The 16,211-nt window shown below is 65.5% G+C and carries 16 protein-coding genes; 4 read left to right on the top strand and 12 right to left on the bottom strand.

Annotation, left to right across the window (positions count from 1 at the left end):
- Positions 1-91 precede the first annotated feature (91 nt).
- Positions 92-1,879, top strand: a complete 1,788-nt coding sequence (locus sphantq_RS11895; RefSeq protein ID WP_129925707.1) for an ABC transporter transmembrane domain-containing protein — start codon at positions 92-94, stop codon at positions 1,877-1,879.
- A 44-nt stretch (positions 1,880-1,923) separates the two neighbouring features.
- On the opposite strand, the gene sphantq_RS11890 is transcribed toward sphantq_RS11895, so the two are convergent.
- The 5 genes from sphantq_RS11890 to sphantq_RS11870 form a co-directional block, all read right to left on the bottom strand.
- Complete coding sequence (locus sphantq_RS11890) at positions 1,924-2,253, bottom strand: PilZ domain-containing protein (protein ID WP_066599711.1); 330 nt, start codon at positions 2,251-2,253, stop codon at positions 1,924-1,926.
- 352 nt (positions 2,254-2,605) lie between these two features.
- Positions 2,606-3,028, bottom strand: coding sequence for an ExbD/TolR family protein (locus tag sphantq_RS11885; RefSeq protein WP_066599709.1), 423 nt, complete (start codon positions 3,026-3,028; stop codon positions 2,606-2,608).
- 24 nt (positions 3,029-3,052) lie between these two features.
- Complete coding sequence (locus sphantq_RS11880; RefSeq protein ID WP_066599702.1) at positions 3,053-3,541, bottom strand: ExbD/TolR family protein; 489 nt, start codon at positions 3,539-3,541, stop codon at positions 3,053-3,055.
- A gap of 114 nt (positions 3,542-3,655) precedes the next feature.
- Complete coding sequence (locus sphantq_RS11875) at positions 3,656-4,411, bottom strand: MotA/TolQ/ExbB proton channel family protein (protein WP_201785468.1); 756 nt, start codon at positions 4,409-4,411, stop codon at positions 3,656-3,658.
- 72 nt (positions 4,412-4,483) lie between these two features.
- Positions 4,484-5,146: an energy transducer TonB gene (locus tag sphantq_RS11870; protein WP_066599698.1), complete on the bottom strand. Its 663-nt coding sequence runs from the start codon at positions 5,144-5,146 to the stop codon at positions 4,484-4,486.
- 254 nt (positions 5,147-5,400) lie between these two features.
- Here sphantq_RS11870 and sphantq_RS11865 point away from each other — a divergent pair, with 254 nt between their 5' ends.
- Together sphantq_RS11865 and sphantq_RS11860 are read left to right on the top strand one after the other, a co-directional pair.
- A complete protein-coding gene (locus sphantq_RS11865; RefSeq protein WP_207212351.1) occupies positions 5,401-6,273 on the top strand; it encodes a hypothetical protein in 873 nt (290 codons plus the stop codon).
- 102 nt (positions 6,274-6,375) lie between these two features.
- Positions 6,376-7,695, top strand: a complete 1,320-nt coding sequence (locus sphantq_RS11860; protein WP_272798580.1) for a homoserine dehydrogenase — start codon at positions 6,376-6,378, stop codon at positions 7,693-7,695.
- Between the two features lie 5 nt (positions 7,696-7,700).
- Here the strand turns inward: sphantq_RS11860 and sphantq_RS11855 are convergent, their stop codons facing one another.
- Complete coding sequence (locus sphantq_RS11855; protein ID WP_242495937.1) at positions 7,701-8,132, bottom strand: hypothetical protein; 432 nt, start codon at positions 8,130-8,132, stop codon at positions 7,701-7,703.
- Positions 8,133-8,273: 141 nt separating this feature from the next.
- On the opposite strand from sphantq_RS11855, the gene glpX reads away from it, so the two are divergent.
- Positions 8,274-9,287, top strand: coding sequence for a class II fructose-bisphosphatase (gene glpX, locus sphantq_RS11850; protein WP_129925731.1), 1,014 nt, complete (start codon positions 8,274-8,276; stop codon positions 9,285-9,287).
- 21 nt (positions 9,288-9,308) lie between these two features.
- Here glpX and sphantq_RS11845 read toward each other — a convergent pair whose 3' ends face one another.
- The 6 genes from sphantq_RS11845 to sphantq_RS11820 form a co-directional block, all read right to left on the bottom strand.
- Positions 9,309-9,686: a MerC domain-containing protein gene (locus sphantq_RS11845; RefSeq protein WP_129925704.1), complete on the bottom strand. Its 378-nt coding sequence runs from the start codon at positions 9,684-9,686 to the stop codon at positions 9,309-9,311.
- Positions 9,687-9,762: 76 nt separating this feature from the next.
- Complete coding sequence (locus sphantq_RS11840; protein ID WP_066599680.1) at positions 9,763-11,544, bottom strand: sensor domain-containing diguanylate cyclase; 1,782 nt, start codon at positions 11,542-11,544, stop codon at positions 9,763-9,765.
- Positions 11,545-11,618: 74 nt separating this feature from the next.
- A complete protein-coding gene (locus tag sphantq_RS11835; protein WP_272798579.1) occupies positions 11,619-13,103 on the bottom strand; it encodes a glycerol kinase in 1,485 nt (494 codons plus the stop codon).
- Entirely contained in the window at positions 13,100-14,605 is a 1,506-nt protein-coding gene (locus tag sphantq_RS11830) for a glycerol-3-phosphate dehydrogenase (protein WP_272798578.1), read from the bottom strand. Before sphantq_RS11830 ends, sphantq_RS11835 begins: the two co-directional genes overlap by 4 nt.
- 84 nt (positions 14,606-14,689) lie before the next feature.
- The gene (gene clpS, locus sphantq_RS11825) at positions 14,690-15,100 is read right to left on the bottom strand and encodes an ATP-dependent Clp protease adapter ClpS (protein WP_066599673.1); all 411 of its coding nucleotides are present in this window, start codon (positions 15,098-15,100) and stop codon (positions 14,690-14,692) included.
- Between the two features lie 119 nt (positions 15,101-15,219).
- Positions 15,220-16,077 (bottom strand): phasin family protein, encoded by an 858-nt coding sequence (locus sphantq_RS11820; RefSeq protein ID WP_272798577.1) that lies wholly within the window; start codon positions 16,075-16,077, stop codon positions 15,220-15,222.
- Positions 16,078-16,211 lie beyond the last annotated feature (134 nt).

Raw genomic sequence — 16,211 nt, 5'->3', positions numbered from 1 at the left:
CGTGCTCAACGCCGCGATTTTCTGGACCTGAAGCGATTTCGGGGCGGTCGGATATTTCCTATCCCATGAAATCCCTCTAAGCGCCGCATCCATGGAGGATGCCCTGCAACCCGCCGCCCGCGCCGATGCGCGCCCCGCCCTTGGCAGCCTGTCGATGCTATGGGGTTTCGCCCGTCGCTATCCGGGGCGCATCGCCGGCGCGGTGCTGGCGCTGATCGTGTCGTCGGCCGCAACGCTGGGCATCCCCAGCGGCTTCCGGCTGGTGATCGACAAGGGCTTCATGGGCGGCGGCGACATCAGCCGCTGGTTTGAATATCTGCTGCTGATCGTCATCATCCTGGCGATCGCCAGCGCGCTGCGCTTCTATTTCGTGTCCTGGCTGGGCGAGCGTGTCGTCGCCGACATTCGCAGCGCCACCCAGGCCAATCTGCTGCGCCAGGCGCCACGTTTCTTCGAGGAAAACCGCCCGTCCGAAATCGCGTCCCGCATGACCGCGGACACCGCGATCGTCGAGCAGGTGGTCGGATCGACAGTCTCGGTCGCGCTGCGCAACCTCGTCACCGGGATGGGTGGGCTGATCTACCTCTTCGCGCTCGCGCCCAAGCTCGCGGCGATGCTGCTGCTAGGCATCCCCGTCATCCTGCTCGTGCTGATTGGGCTGGGCCGCCGGGTCCGCGGCCTGTCGCGCGCCAGCCAGGATCGGCTGGCCGACATCGGCAGCGTCACCAGCGAAGTGCTGGGCGCGATGAAGATCGTGCAGGCCTTCGGCCAAGAGGGGCGCGAGGCTGCTCGCTTCGATGCGACCGTGGAAAGCGGCTTCGCCACCGCGCGACGGCGGATCGGCCTGCGCGCGCTCATGACCGCGGTGGTGATCGGGCTCGTCTTTGGATCGATCACCGCCGTCATGTGGCAGGGAGCGCTTGATGTCGCAGCCGGTAAGCTGTCCGGCGGCAGCATCGCCGCTTTCGTCCTGACCGGCGGCCTGGTCGCCGGCGCGTTCGGATCGCTGTCCGAAAGCTGGGGCGACCTGTTGCGTGGCGCGGGCGCGGCCAGTCGCCTGCATGAGTTGATGACGGCCGCGCCGGACATCCTGCCTCCAGCCCACCCGGCCCCGCTGCCCAGCGGTTTGCAGGGCGCGCATCTGCGTTTCGAGGATGTGCATTTCCACTATCCGACGCGCCCCGATCAGGCGGCGCTGCATGGCGTCTCCTTCGCCGTCGCGCCGGGCGAGACGATCGCGGTCGTCGGCCCTTCTGGCGCGGGCAAGTCGACCCTTATCCAACTCGCGCTACGCTTCTACGATCCAGGTTCCGGCGCGATTCGGCTGAACGGCGTCGCCCTGCCTGATGCCGATCCCGCCGCATTGCGCGCCATGATGGCGATCGTGCCGCAAGACAGCGTGATCTTCGCCGCATCGGCCCGCGACAATCTGCGCTACGGCCGCTGGGACGCGACCGACGAGCAAATTTGGGAGGCCGCCCGCGCCGCCAATGCCGAAGCCTTTCTCCGCGCGCTGCCACAGGGGCTGGACAGCCAGATGGGCGAAGGCGGCGCACGCCTGTCGGGCGGCCAGCGCCAGCGCCTGTCGATCGCGCGCGCCCTGCTGCGCGATGCGCCGATCCTGCTGCTGGACGAGGCGACCTCTGCGCTCGACGCCGAATCCGAACGGCTGGTGCAGGATGCGCTCGGTCGGCTGATGCAGGCGCGCACGACCATCGTCATCGCTCATCGACTGGCCACTGTGCGCGCCGCCGATCGCATTCTTGTGATGGATGAGGGCCGCATCGTCGAACAGGGCGATCACGCCGCCTTGGTGGCGCAGGATGGCCTTTACGCCCGCTTGGCGAGTCTCCAGTTCCAGGATGCTCCGACCGTCTGAACCGCCGTCGCTCTAAATGCCCTAGCGATGTCCTGCCCGCCGCGTCAGTAGGAGCCGGCGGCCGCGTTCAAGCGCACGATATGGTCGAGGATCGCGGGGTGAAGCGGCCGTTCGAAGGTGCAGCCCGATTCGGGACCACGAGTCCATAACACGCGGGCGCGCCGCCCCTCGAAACCCGGCAGCATGACCCAGAGGTCGCTACCGACCGTCAGCTTCATGAAGCTCTGCAGACGAAATCCGGTGGTGGATACGTCGGTGATCCGGCTGGTGAACCAGGTTTCACCCGGTCGCCGGACCTTGACCGCGATCTGGACGTGGCGACGCTCCGCCGCACGGTCCTTGCGGTCATATTCTGATTTCCGTTCCGCACTCATGATCGATACCGCGCCACCTCTGACCCACCATCGACGATCGAAGTAAGCAAAAGGTTAAGCCGGCCTGTCGTGACTGCCGCAAAAGTCGCCGGAGCAATTGCATGTCCAGAAGCTACGTCCCGCCATGGGTTTGTGCTTGGCCCTATCATGCCCTTTCCAAGCATGGCGCAGAGCCGTTCGCGCCCTTTTTTTGCCTTCGCTCGCCGGCATTCGCCCGGCATGGACGACACACAAAAAAGGGCCGCCCGAAGGCGACCCTTGAATAGCGGCAATCATCTGATGCCTGGTCCGGCGTGGCCGATCCGCAAAACCGGGAAGTCTTGCGCGGATGGCCGTTGCCGGAAGTCAGCGGTCAGAAATTGCCATATTGCTCGTTGCCGACGAAGCCCAGCTTCGTCACGCCGGCGCGCTTGATCTCGGCCAATACTTCATCAACCGTCACATAGCGGGTCTGCGCGTTGGGCTGGAACTGGAGTTCCGGCTCGACGGGCAAACGCAGCGACTGCTGGAGGTACTGACGCAGAGTCAGCAGGTCGATCGGCGATCCATTCCAGGTAATGATCCCGGCGGGGTCGATCGCAACCTTGTTCTTGACCGGGTCGATCACGCTGTCCGTCGGCGGCGCGTTCTGCGGCAGGTCGATCTTCACCGCGTGGGTCTGGATCGGGATGGTGATGATGAACATGATGAGGAGAACGAGCATGACGTCGATCAACGGCGTCGTGTTCATTTCCATCATCGGTTCGCCTTCATCGGAACCCATGCTCATGGCCATAGCGAAATCTCCTTAATCAGCTGGTCAGAGGCGCTGCGTCGTCGAACCGGGTTCCGGCTCGGAGATGAAGCCCACCTTGGGGAAACCAGCGCGCTGCATCGTATAGATGGTTCCGCCAATGCAACGATAGGGGGTATTGATGTCGCCGCGGATGTGCACTTCGGGCAGATCCTCCGGCGTCATATTCTCAACGCCGCCCACCTTCTTGATGTCCGCTTCCAGCTTGGCGACCGCACGATCCAGCAGTTCGCTGGAACTGACAGGCGCCATGCCCCAGAACACCGCGCATTTGCCATCGGAAGCCTGGGTGACGGAAAGCGACACATTTTCCGGCTTCGTCGTGGTCGGCTCGAAAGCCACCTTGGGAAGCTGGAGATCGACCGTCTGGACGACGACCGGGACCGCGATGAGAAAGATGATGAGCAACACCAGCATGACGTCGACGAGCGGCGTCGTGTTGATGTCGGACAAGGGCTTGTCGTCACCGCCGCCGGGGCCAACACTCATTGCCATTGATACTATCCTAACCTTGGTGTCGATGGCGCCCCGTCGAGCGGGGCCCACGTCCGGTGGGAAACCGGGCGGTCGCAGCCGCCACCCGGTCCCCGAACCGGAATATTAAGGCAATCAGGCCTTGGTCGGCGCAACAGCCGGCTTGGCGACCGGAGCAGCCGGGGCCGGACCGACGGTCGGCTTCACGGCGCCGTCCGAAACCAGATAGGCGAGCAGATCGACGGTGAAACCGTTGAGCTGTTCGGCGATCGACTTGTTGCGACGCTGCAGGAAGTTGTATGCGAGCACCGCGGGAACGGCGACGGCCAGACCCAGGGCGGTCATGATCAGCGCTTCACCGACCGGGCCGGCGACGGCGTCGATCGAAGCCTGACCGGCAGCGCCGATCTTGATGAGGGCGCGGTAGATGCCGATAACGGTACCGAACAGACCGATGAACGGCGAGGTCGAACCGACCGTCGCGAGGAAGGCGAGGCCGCCACCGAGCGACGAGTTGATCGCGGCTTCCGAACGAGCCAGCGAGCCGTGCAGCCAGTCATGCGCTTCGACCGGATCCTTCAGCTTGCTGTGCTCTTCCTGGGCCTTGATGCCGTCGTCGACGATCTGCTTGTAGGCCGAGTTCTTTTCGAGCTTGGCCGAGGCTTCCTTGAGCGAACCGGCGCGCCAGAAGGTCGCACGGACCTTCTTGCCCTGATTGATCACCTTCTGCTGTTCGATCAGCTTGGTGAAGAGGACGTAGAAAGTACCGACCGACATGGCGCACAGGATGAGGAACACGGTCCAGGCGATCGTGCCGCCCTGTTCCAGAGCTTCCATAAGGCCATAGGGGTTTTCCGGCTTGGGAGCCGCAGCTGCGAGATACATCAACATGTTCAAGACTTCCCTCTCAATGAGATCAAGCTAGGGCGAGGCGGCGCCGAGCGCGCGCCTGCCCGATCAGGATTATTCCGGCAGACGCCAGGTGATACGCCCGTTGTAGGTATCGGGCATCTCCGCGCCATCAGAACCCTTCGCCGGCTTGAAGCGCGCACGCCTCGGCAGCAGACGGCAGGTCGCCTCGTCGAGATCGGCATGGCCGGTCGACTGAGTGATGGTGCAGTTGGTCACCCGACCATCAGCGCCGATTTCCAGCCGGAAACCGGCCGTTCCAGAGCGTTCTTCGCGCTGGGCGCGGCTCGGATAGTCGGCATCGCTGAGCCAACCGCCCGGCGAGCTACGCGGCGAAGCGCGCGTTGCAGCCTGAGGCGGCGGCGGCGGTGCAGCCGGCGGCGGCGGCGGCGCAGCGACCGGAACCGGATTGAACACCGGCGGGGGCGTCCGAACGGTCTGAATCGGCGGCGCAGGCGCTGGGGTCTGCACAATCGGCGGCGGGGCCACGACCGGCGGCGGCTCGACCGGCTGGTCTGGCGGCGGCGGTGGCGGCTCCTCGTCCGGTGGTGGCGGTTCCTCCTTCACGTCGATCACGTTCAGCTGTTCTGCCGCCTTTTTGACATATTTCATGCCAAGACCGGTGACGAAGGCATAGCCAAGAACAGCGTGAATCAGGGCGACGATGACGATCGAGACAGTCCGACTCGATCCTTGCGAGTGGTCAGCATAGGCCATTCGGCAACGACACTCCTTAACTCATCTTACCAGTGGTTTATACAAAATCAGCCAAAAACGACCCAAGCCGACCGAGCTACCCCAATCGCCTTTGGCCCCTGCCCGTTCATTTGCTACCGCGCAAACTCCTATCGCGACGCATCGTGGCACGCAAACGCTTTATCGATTTGTTCATTTGCGGTTACCATTTCATATCGGAATGACTTGCCTGTGACATCCTTGCCACTGGCCAAAAACATAGGACGAAGCTGACGATGAAATCCGCCATCCGCCTGCGCCATTTGGGATTGCTCTGCCTCATTTCCGCCGCATCTCCCGCGGTTTTTCCCGCCTTTGCTCAAAGCGGGAAGATGGTAACGCAATCACCCACCGCCCGCTCCGGCCTGTCCTATGCCGACATTGTGGACCTGGCGGACAGAGCGCCGCTAGTGGCCAATGTGCGTATTCGCAACATCATCGCACTCAAGTCAGAACAGGCCGGATCGGTCCCGGCGGGCCATAAAAGGCTGTATGTCGAGGCCGATGTGACGGGGCTGATTCGTGGTGAAGCGGGGATCGCGCCGCTTGTAACCTATCTCTACGACGCCCCGCTCGACGCGCGGGGCAAGATCGCCAAGCTCAAAAAGGCGCAGGTCATCCTCTTCGCCCGTCCAGGCGGGCGCCCCGGCGAAATCCAGTTGATCGCGCCCGATGCCCAAATTCCCGCCACCCCCGCCGAAGTCGACCGGGTCAAGGCGGTGCTGTCGGCGCTGGTCGCGCCCCATACGCCGCCGCGGATTCTGGGCCTGGGCGACGCCTTCCATGTCGCCGGCACGGTCGCGGGCGAAGGCGAGACGCAGATTTTCCTGCGCACCGAAAATGGCGATCCGGTATCCCTGTCGATTCTGCGTCGTCCGGGCCAGGCCCCGCACTGGGCGGTGGCCCTGGGCGAGATTATGGATGAAGCCGCCCGCGCGCCGGAACCGGGCACCCTGCTCTGGTATCGGCTGGCCTGCACATTGCCCGCCACCCTGCCTCCTCGCGCTGTCCGCAGCCTGTCGGTTCAGGACGCCGAGGCCGCACGCGCGGACTATGGCGTGGTGATCGCCGCGCTTGGCCCCTGCGGGCGGACGCGCGCCACGTCGTGATTCGGGGAAGGCGCGAGCGACGCCGCGCTTTTCCTTGGACAGTTTCGCGCGGGCGGCTATCAGCGCGGCGTTCATCAGCCGCAAAAAGGAAGATACGCCGCCATGACCAATCTGCACCGCCATGCCCCGCTGCGCGTCGCGCTTGTCGGCCTCGGCACGGTGGGCGGAGGGGTGATTCGGCTGCTCAACACCAATGGCGACCTGATTGCGCGCCGCGCCGGCTGCCCGATTCAGATCGTCGCCATCTCCGCGCGCGACCGGAACAAGGATCGTGGCGTCGATCTGTCGCCCTATGAATGGGTGGACGACATGACGACGCTCGCCACGCGCGACGATGTCGATGTCGTCGTGGAACTGATCGGCGGCGCGGATGGCCCCGCCCTCACCCTGGCGCGCCAGTGCCTGACCTTGGGCAAGCCCTTCGTCACCGCCAACAAGGCGATGCTGGCGCATCATGGCCTGGACCTCGCCCGGCTCGCCGAGACGGGCGGCACCGCGCTGAAATATGAGGCCGCAGTCGCCGGCGGCATCCCTGTCATCAAGGGGATGCGCGAAGGTGCCGCCGCCAATGAGATCAGCCGCGTATACGGCATCCTCAACGGCACCTGCAATTATATCCTGACCACGATGGAGAAGGAAGGCCGGGGGTTCGACGAGGTGCTGAAGGAAGCGCAGGATCTGGGCTATGCCGAGGCCGATCCGAGCTTCGACATCGACGGCGTCGATGCCGCGCACAAGCTGACCATCCTCGCCAGCCTCGCCTTCGGCACCGAACTGGATTTCAACGCGGTCGCGACCACCGGCATACGCCACGTCATCGCCGCCGACATCGCCGAAGCCGCTGCGCTGGGCTTCCGCATCCGCCTGGTCGGCATGGCGCAGAATGGGGACACCCGTAGACCAGGGGGAGGCCTGTTCCAGCGCGTCCACCCGATGCTGGTGCCGCTCGATCATCCGCTCGCCCATGTCGATGGATCGCTGAACGCCGTGGTGGCGGAAGGCAATTTCGTCGGCCGCCTGTTCTTCCAGGGCCGGGGCGCGGGCGATGGTCCGACCGCTTCCGCCGTGGTCGCCGACCTGATCGACGTCGCCCGCGACGAATATGGCGACGCCTTCGCCATGCCGGTCGCCGCCCTGACGCCGCAGAACAGCGCAGACGCCGGCGCGCGAATCGGTCGCAGCTATCTGCGCTTCAAGGTGCAGGATCGCCCAGGCGTGCTGGCCGAGATCGCCGCCGCCACCCGCGACGCGGGCGTATCGATCGAAAGCATGATCCAGCGTGGCGCCAATCAGGACGATGGCGTTCTGGTCGCCATCGTCACCCATGCCGGCGAAGAGCGCTGCGTGCACGAGACGCTGGAGCGACTGGCGGGGTCCGACAGCCTGCTCGACACGCCCATGGTCATGCATATTCTCGACTGATATGCCTAATGCCGCCCGGCGCCCTGGATGCGTTCGGGCGGCGGTGGCGACAGGTCGGCATCGGGATCGACGATCGCCTGCACGCCCCTGGCCAGCGCGCCGATCATCTGGAACACCGGCAAGCCGCCAGTGCAGCCGGCGCCCTGTCCGCCGACCACGCCGCAACTGCCCTGTCGTACGGCGACGGCCGAGGCGCGCGGCGCTTCTCCCCGCAACGGCGCGGCGCCGCCATCGCTGGCACGGGGTAAAGGCAGCCGCTCGCGCGCATTGCGCTCCGCCCGCGTGCCGCACACCACGATCGCATCACCGCTGCGGTCGCACGGACGGACTGCCTGCGTCTTGGCCCGGTAGGCGGCCATCAGCGCATCCTCGCCTGTATCCTGCGCATGAGCAGACGATGCCATCGCCAGCGGGGCGAAAAGGAGGAACCGCGTCATGATGCCAGAAAATCAGCCAATCATGGCCGCATCATGTCGCGGCCAATCGTTGCGCCATGGATCATGGCTCCGGCCTCCTCGCTCGACAAGAACCGACGAGACGCCTATCGGATCGATCGATAAAAAAGGCAGAGGAAAATGATGGTGCAGGCAAGCTCGACTCTGGATCGCGTCCTGGTGCTCGAAATGGTCCGCGTCACCGAAGCGGCCGCGATCGCCGCATCGAAGCTGATCGGCCGCGGCGACGAAAAAGCGGCCGACGCCGCCGCCGTGGAAGCGATGCGCCTCGCCTTCAACGACCTTTATATGGACGGCACCGTCGTCATCGGCGAAGGCGAGCGGGACGAAGCGCCTATGCTTTATATCGGCGAGAAGGTCGGCAACGCCATCGGCACCGGGCCGCGGATCGACATCGCGCTCGATCCGCTCGAAGGGACCACTATCACCGCCAAGGCCGGTCCGAACGCCCTGGCCGTGCTGGCCATTTCGGAAGAAGGCGGCCTGCTCAACGCGCCCGACGTCTATATGGAAAAGCTGGCGATCGGCCCCGGCTATCCCGACGGCACGATCGACCTCAAACAGTCGGTGCGGGAGAATGTCGAATCGGTCGCCCGCGCCAAGGGCGTCGATCCGCACGAAATCATCGTCTGCGTGCTGGACCGGCCCCGCCACGAAAAGCTGATCGGCGAACTGCGCGCTATCGGTTGCGGCATCATGCTGATCCCCGACGGCGACGTCGCCGGGGTCATCGCCACCACCGACCCGGAAACCACGATCGACATCTATATGGGATCGGGCGGCGCGCCAGAAGGGGTGCTCGCCTGCGCCGCGCTGCGCTGTGTCGGCGGCCAGTTCAAGGGCAAGCTGCTGTTCCGCAACGAGGATGAGAAAGGGCGCGCCCGCAAATGGGGCATCACCGATCTCGAAAAAATCTATGACCTCAATGAACTGGCGAAGGGCGACTGCATCTTCGCCGCGACCGGCGTGACCGACGGCTCGCTGCTCGACGGAGTCAAGCGCCTGCCCGGCGGCAAGCTGACCACCGAGAGCGTGGTGATGCGCGCCAGCACCGGCACCGTGCGCTGGGTGAAGGGCGAGCATCGGATCGACACAAAAGCCGCTGAACGAAAAAAGGGAGCCATTCAGACTCCCTGACCTCACATATTGCAGCCGATTCTAACGGCCGGCGCGATGGTTGAGGTCGTGGCCCAGCGCCAGGATGCCGACGCCGATCAGCGTATAGACGCCTTCCTGCAACCCATGGTCCATGGTGAGCGCGCCGGCCATCACCCCCAGCCCCAGCGATCCGATCGCCGCGGGCATCATATAGCCATGGACCAGCGCGCCATGGCCCAGCGCCACCGCGCCCAGCAGGATCGCCAGCACCAGCCCGGCTTCGTGGAATATGGGGCTGTCGAACATGCCCCCCGCCGATGCCAGCAGGCCCAATATCACCGCCGTGGCGAAGCAATGGGCGACGCACAGCCCCGACAGCGCGATCGCGATGCGATCGATCCGGCCGCTCAACAGGGCATGGCGCAAGGTCAACTTCATGGTCGCGATTACATAGGCCAGCCGACCGTAAGTTACAACATAACATTGTAATTTTTCCGCGGGATCGCGCGGCCGATCAGGCCGCCAGACGCAGGCAGTTGCGGCCGCTATGCTTGGCGCGATAGAGCGCCTTGTCCGCCGCCTCCAGCAGCGTCGAACGGTCCGACGCGCCATCGAGCGCGACCAGCCCGGCGCTGAATGTCACGCTGATCGCCAGCGACGCGCCAACGGCGATCGGCTCGTCCAAGATGGCGCGCAGCCGTTCGCACATCATGCTGGAGCGGTCGATGTCGCTGTCGAGCAGCAGGATGGCGAATTCCTCGCCGCCCAACCGGCCGATGCTGTCGCCCGCCCGCAGGCCGGGCCGCAGCCGTTCGACGAAGGCGCTCAGCACCCGGTCGCCCGCGCCATGGCCGTAGCGGTCGTTGACCGATTTGAAATGGTCGATGTCGATCAGCAGCAAAGACGAACGGGCGCCGGAGGCGGCGCGCACGATCTCGTGATCCAGCTTGTCCAGAAACGCCCGGCGGCTATCCGCCCCGGTCAGCGAATCGCGCGCCGCGACCTGTTGCAGCGCGCGTTGGCGCGCCTTGTGCCGCGACATGTCGCGGATCATGCTGACGACGCCACTTGGCAGGCCGCGCTCGTCGATCATGGCGCGGCTCACCATTTCGCACCATTCCAGCCCGTCGGTCGTCACCAATGGCCGGAATTCGACCTTCTGCGCCGTACCCGGCTGCTCCAGCGCGCGCCGATGGGTGGCGATCACCACGGCCCGATCCTGCGGATCGACCAGGTTGGCGGCGGCCTGTCCCAACAGCAATTCGGGCGCGCAACCAATCTGCTCGGCGGCGGAGAGCGATGCATATTGGATGACGCCATCGATGCTGATGTTGAGCACCACGTCGCCGCTATATTCGGCCATCGCGCGATAGCGCGCCTCGCTCTGCTGCAACATCTGGAACAGCCGCTTGCGCGCCGCCAGCTCTACCGCGACGGGCATACACAGCAGGAAGCTGAGCGCGAGATAGAATTGGAAGAACTGAATGCGCTCGCCGGGCGACCCGACGACCCAGGTCAGCGGGCCGATCCCGGCCATCGTGGCGCCACCGCCGATCGCCGCCAGCAGGATGACCGCCGCCGCCGATCCCATATGACCGACGCGGAACGCGATCAGCATCAGCGGCAGGAGCGGCGCGAACAGCAAGGGATAACGCGCCCAGAAAAAAACATGCACGGTCGTAAGCGCGAACAGGCCGAGCAGTAGCACCGCTTCCAGCTTGGCGCGGGACGATGCCTCATCCATCCACCGCCGGAATTCGCCCTGAAACGCCATGATCAGGATCGGCGCGCAGGTCAGCCCTCCCAGCACATGGCCGGTATACCATTGCACGAAGGAGGGCCAGAAGGACACCGACGTCAGGGCCGAGGCGACCAGCGCCGCGGCCAGACCAGCGACGATATTGGCCACGCCGCACAGCGAGACGACGAAGACGATCAGCGGCCGGATGGCGCCGATCACCAGCCGGTCGATGACGAACCAGCGACACATGACCGCCACGATCAGCGATTCGGCGATATTGATCGCCGCCATGGGCACGGCCGCCGCCGGTCCCATGCCTACCCAGGCGGTCGCCGCCGCGCTGGCGACCCCGCAGGCGATGACGGCACGAGGCCAATGCGCGACCCGCGAAGTCAGCAACTGCGCCATCAGAAAAGCATTGGCGCACCAGATAAACGCCAATCCGCCCTCGAATCGGGACAGCATCAGGGCCAGCGACGCCACGACGAAATAAACGCAGCCGGTCACGACCGGTGCGATCCATAAGGAAGGTTGGCGAAGGGCGGTATGCGGCATGTCGCTGGCGATGCTAGGCGTTCATCGTTAATATTTGCTCACGATCGCCGTGTCGCCATGGAGGAAAACAGCCGCTAATCCGTAGCGGCTCCCTGCGCCGCCTGCGCCAATAACGCGCGCCACCCCGCCAGCCTTTGCGCCCGTACCGGCGCGGCGAGAACGGGCGCGAATCGCATCCCTGTCGCCGCCATGCCAGCCGCCGCGGCCAGCGAGGGGAACAGGCCGGCCCCGACCCCCGCCAGCATGGCCGCGCCCCGCGCCGTCGTCTCCACATCGCCAGGCCGTTCGACGGTCAGCTCCAGCATGTCGGCCACGTCCTGCGCGATCCAGTCATTGGCGCTCATTCCGCCATCGATCCGCAGCGACCGCCAGGGCGCGCCATCAGCGGCAAAGGCGGCAGCGAGGTCATGCAGCTGATGCGCCATCGATTCGAGCGCTGCCCGGACGATATGCGCCCGGCCGGCGCCATGGGTCAGCCCGACGATCATGCCGGTCGCCTCCGGCCGCCAGTGCGGCGCGCCCAGGCCGGACAAAGCGGGCAGCAGGAAGACGCCGCCATTGTCGGGCACGGAACGGGCGATCGCATCGGTATCGGCCGCCGCCGCGATCAGGCCGATCCGGTCGCGCAGCCACTGGATCAGACTGCCCGCGACGAAGATCGATCCCTCCAAGGCATAGTGGCGTCGCCCCGCTATCTGATACAATATCGTGCCCAGCAGCCGCTGGGCGGACGTCGGCGCCGCCTCCCCCACCGGCGCCAGCACGAAAGCGCCAGTGCCCAAAGTCGCCTTGACCGCGCCCGGCGCCAGGCATCCTTGCCCGATGGTCGCCGCCTGCTGGTCCCCCGCCAGCCCGCAGACCCGGATCGGCCCACCCAGCCATTCCGGCAGGGTCGCGCCGAAATCGCCCGCATTGTCGACGATCTCCGGCAACGCCGCCTGCGGGACGCCGAACAGGGCGCACAGATCCCTATCCCATCCCGCCCCGTCAAGCGCCATCAACTGCGTCCGGCTGGCATTGCCGGCGTCGCTGATATGCAGCCCGCCGGTCAGCTTCCACACCAGCCAGCTTTCGACCGTGCCCAGCGCCAATCCGTCCCCGGCTGCCGCGACATCGGGGCGGTGGTCGATCATCCAGCGCATCTTGGTCGCGGAGAAATAGGGGTCGATGACCAGGCCGGTGCGCCGCTGGACCAGCGGCTCATGACCCGCTTCCCGCAAGGCCGCACAGTGATCGGCCGTGCGCCGGTCCTGCCACACGATCGCCCGGCCGATCGGATCGCCCGTCCGCCGGTTCCAGGCGACCGTCGTTTCGCGCTGGTTCGCGATGCCGATCGCGGCGACCCGGTCCGCGCCACCGGCCCGATCCACCATCCGCCGGGCGCAGGCCAGCGTGCGGGTCCAGATTTCCGCCGCATCATGCTCGACCCAGCCGGGCTGCGGATAATATTGGGTCAGGTCCGCCTGCGCGGTCGCAATCCGCGCGCCGTCGGGGGCATAGAGCATGGCGCGGGTCGACGTCGTGCCCGCGTCCAGCACCAGCAACAGCCGCTCGCTCATAGCCTCCCCTCCAGCCACCGCTCCAGCCGATCGACCTGCGCCCGGTCCAGCCGCAGCCCCAGCTTGCTGCGCCGCCACAGCATGTCCTCACTGGTCTGCGCCCATTCACGGGTCACCATATGCGCCGCCTCCGCTTCCGTGAAGCCATGGCCGAAGTCCAAACCCAGCGCCGATGCATTGCGGGCCGCCCCCAGCCAGACCCGCGCCTGGGTGCCGTAGGCGCGTGCGATCCGGTCAACCGTGGCGGACGCCAGAAAGGGATAGTCGCGCGCCAGACCGGCGGTCAGGTCCGCAAGGCCGGTCATGGGAAAGTCGCCGCCGGGCAAGGGCGCATGGGCGGTCCAGTCGCCACCCTGCAACATCGGCAGATGGGGCTTGAGTAGATTGACCGCCTCCGCCGCCAGATGACGATAGGTGGTGATCTTGCCGCCGAAGACGCTCAGCAGCGCTGGCGCGCCAGCCTCCCCGTCCAGTTCCAGGCGATAGCCGCGCGTCGCCGCTTCGGGCCTCGCCGATCCGTCATCGACCAGCGGCCGCACCCCGGCATAGGACCAGACGACATCGGCCGGCGCGATCGATCGCGCGAAATAGCGATTCGCGCCCTCGCACAGATAGGCGATCTCCTCGGCGCTTGCGGCCACATGGTCCAGCCCGCCGTCATGATCGCGGTCGGTCGTGCCGATCAGCGTGAAGTCGCGTTCATAGGGGATGGCGAAGAAGATGCGGCCATCGGGCAGTTGGAAGAAATAGGCGAAGCCATGATCGAACAGGCGCGGCACGACGATATGCGATCCGCGCACCAGCCGCATATGCCGGTCGGTCGGCCGTTCGGCGCGGTGGAGCAGGTCCAGCACGGCCGGCCCGGTGGCGTTCACCGCCGCGCGGGCGTGGACAGTCTCTTCGCCGCGCTTCGACCGCGTCACGATCCGCCAACGGCCATCGGCGCGCGCCAGGCGGATGACGGTCGTCCGGGTGCGCACGTCCACGCCTCGATCAGCGGCATCGCGCGCATTGAGCACGACCAGCCGGGCGTCGTCGACCCATCCGTCGGAATAGCAATAGCCCGGCCCGAATCGGGCCTTCAACGCCACGCCCGCCGGATGGCGACGCAGGTCGATCGCCTGCGTCGCGGGCAAAGCGCGACGGCCGCCTACATGGTCGTAGAGGAACAGGCCCAGCCGCAGCATCCAGCGCGGCCGCAGCCCCTTGGTCCAAGGCAGGACGAAACGCATCGGATGGATGATATGCGGCGCGATGGCCCAGAGCCGCTCGCGCTCGGCCAGCGATTCGCGCACCAGAGCGAACTCGCGATGCTCCAGATAGCGCAGGCCGCCATGGATCAGCTTGGTGGATGCCGACGATGTGCCGCTGGCAAGGTCGCCCTGTTCCAGCAACAGCACGCGCGCGCCGCGCCCGGCCGCGTCGCGGGCGATGCCACAGCCATTCACCCCGCCGCCAATGACGGCCAGGTCATAGATGTCGGCTCTTGGCGCGTCGCTCACGCCTGCCGGTGTAGGATGGGCAGGCGCGCGAGGGAACCCGTGAAAACTATGCCCGCTCAAGAACCGATTAACGCTTGGCCCCGGTCAGGCCTTTTCCAGCGTGCATTGCAACGGATGCTGGTTTTGCCGGGCGAAATCCATCACCTGGTTCACCTTCGTCTCGGCGACCTCATAGCTGAAAATGCCGCATACGCCGACGCCCCGCTGGTGGACATGCAACATCACCCGCGTCGCTTCCTCCATGTCCATGCGGAAGAAGCTTTGCAGCACATGCACGACGAACTCCATCGGGGTATAGTCGTCATTGAGCAGCAACACCTTGTAGAGCGAAGGCTTTTTGGTGCGGGTGCGCGTCCGGGTGGCGATTCCGACGCTGGGACCGCCTGGCCCCTCGCCCTGATCGTCCGGATGCTGGCCGGCCATCGCAACGGGGCCTGCATGGGATGTGGTAAGGCTGTTCATGATGCTCAAGGATATGGCGATTTGCCGCGCCATGGCAAGGGGCCGAAAAGCCCATCCGGCCGGTAGGACGATATTTCAGCGTTATAGCAAAGGGGCGCCGCTTCCGTGATGGAAGTGACGCCCCTTTGCTACGATAGGGAAAGCGTGGCCGATCAGGCGGCCAGCGACTTCACCTTGTCGGTCACCAGCGTCACGCGCGCGGTCAGCGGTTGAGCGATGTCACCGGCCAGCTTCATCATCGCTTCGCTGCTCTTGGCGGCTTCCTTGGTGAACTCGTCGAAGCTGCTCGAAAACATCTGGCTCTGCAACTGGAAGAATTCGGTCGGCGTCTTGACGGTCGAGAAGGTCTTGAACGACGCGGTCGCCTTTTCAAAATTCTTGCGGCTGTAATCGACGGCTTCCTGGCCCATGGTCTCCATGGCCTTGGCGGCGATCTTGCCGGACTCGACCAGCGCTTCGACATTGCCCTTGGCGATGTCGCTCAGCTCTTCAATCGCCTTGGTCGATTTCTCGACGCTGGCCTTGGCCTTCTCGTTCATGTCGGCATAGGCCGTTTCGAACTTGGCTTTGGTGTCTTCGGCGAACTTCTTACCGGTTTCGATGACATCGTTCATGATCTTGGTTCCTTCTGCGGGCAGCGGCTGGGTCGCAATGGTTTCGGCCTTGGCCAGGCTCTCTGTAATTTCGGGTTCGGGCGCGGCGTCCACCGCCGTCGACGCGGCGGCGATCGCGACGGGATCAACCTGTTCGGTCGGGATCTCGGCAGTTGACGAAGGCATCGGAGCGGGCGTCGGCGTCGGCGTGGGGGCAGGCGTCGGCGTGGGCTCTTTCTGCGGATTGGTGTCGATCGGCTTCACCGCGGCCGAAACCGCTTTTTTGGGCGCGGGCTTCTTTTCAGCCGCGCCACCGATCGCCGCTTCCGCCGCCTTGAGCGCCTCGCTCGCCGACAGGGTCGACGAACCGGGCTTGGCGAGCGGGCTGCTCTTCGGGGTCTTTGGGGTAACAGCCATGACCATCCTCCGTTTGTTGCAGTGCACAATAAGGGTTTTGAAAGCGCCTTGCAAGGCTTATTGTGCACTGCAACAAAATTGAAACGGACGGTTGGACGGCTTTTCGGCACTATTGGCCGAAAAGCTTATATTAT

This window comes from Sphingobium sp. AntQ-1 (assembly GCF_028538045.1).
Lineage (GTDB): Bacteria > Pseudomonadota > Alphaproteobacteria > Sphingomonadales > Sphingomonadaceae > Sphingobium > Sphingobium cupriresistens.
This window is presented reverse-complemented; position numbering and strand designations above follow the sequence as displayed.

Bases quoted from the DNA above. Each gene is read 5' to 3' on its own strand.
- sphantq_RS11885 (WP_066599709.1), bottom strand. From the start codon at position 3,028: ATGGCCATGAGCATGGGTTCCGATGAAGGCGAACCGATGATGGAAATG.
- sphantq_RS11875 (WP_201785468.1), bottom strand. From the start codon at position 4,411: ATGTTGATGTATCTCGCAGCTGCGGCTCCCAAGCCGGAAAACCCCTAT.
- sphantq_RS11865 (WP_207212351.1), top strand. From the start codon at position 5,401: ATGAAATCCGCCATCCGCCTGCGCCATTTGGGATTGCTCTGCCTCATT.
- sphantq_RS11870 (WP_066599698.1), bottom strand. From the start codon at position 5,146: ATGGCCTATGCTGACCACTCGCAAGGATCGAGTCGGACTGTCTCGATC.
- sphantq_RS11895 (WP_129925707.1), top strand. From the start codon at position 92: ATGGAGGATGCCCTGCAACCCGCCGCCCGCGCCGATGCGCGCCCCGCC.
- sphantq_RS11840 (WP_066599680.1), bottom strand. From the start codon at position 11,544: ATGCCGCATACCGCCCTTCGCCAACCTTCCTTATGGATCGCACCGGTC.
- sphantq_RS11860 (WP_272798580.1), top strand. From the start codon at position 6,376: ATGACCAATCTGCACCGCCATGCCCCGCTGCGCGTCGCGCTTGTCGGC.
- glpX (WP_129925731.1), top strand. From the start codon at position 8,274: ATGGTGCAGGCAAGCTCGACTCTGGATCGCGTCCTGGTGCTCGAAATG.
- clpS (WP_066599673.1), bottom strand. From the start codon at position 15,100: ATGGCGCGGCAAATCGCCATATCCTTGAGCATCATGAACAGCCTTACC.
- sphantq_RS11890 (WP_066599711.1), bottom strand. From the start codon at position 2,253: ATGAGTGCGGAACGGAAATCAGAATATGACCGCAAGGACCGTGCGGCG.
- sphantq_RS11835 (WP_272798579.1), bottom strand. From the start codon at position 13,103: ATGAGCGAGCGGCTGTTGCTGGTGCTGGACGCGGGCACGACGTCGACC.
- sphantq_RS11820 (WP_272798577.1), bottom strand. From the start codon at position 16,077: ATGGCTGTTACCCCAAAGACCCCGAAGAGCAGCCCGCTCGCCAAGCCC.
- sphantq_RS11845 (WP_129925704.1), bottom strand. From the start codon at position 9,686: ATGAAGTTGACCTTGCGCCATGCCCTGTTGAGCGGCCGGATCGATCGC.
- sphantq_RS11855 (WP_242495937.1), bottom strand. From the start codon at position 8,132: ATGACGCGGTTCCTCCTTTTCGCCCCGCTGGCGATGGCATCGTCTGCT.
- sphantq_RS11880 (WP_066599702.1), bottom strand. From the start codon at position 3,541: ATGGCAATGAGTGTTGGCCCCGGCGGCGGTGACGACAAGCCCTTGTCC.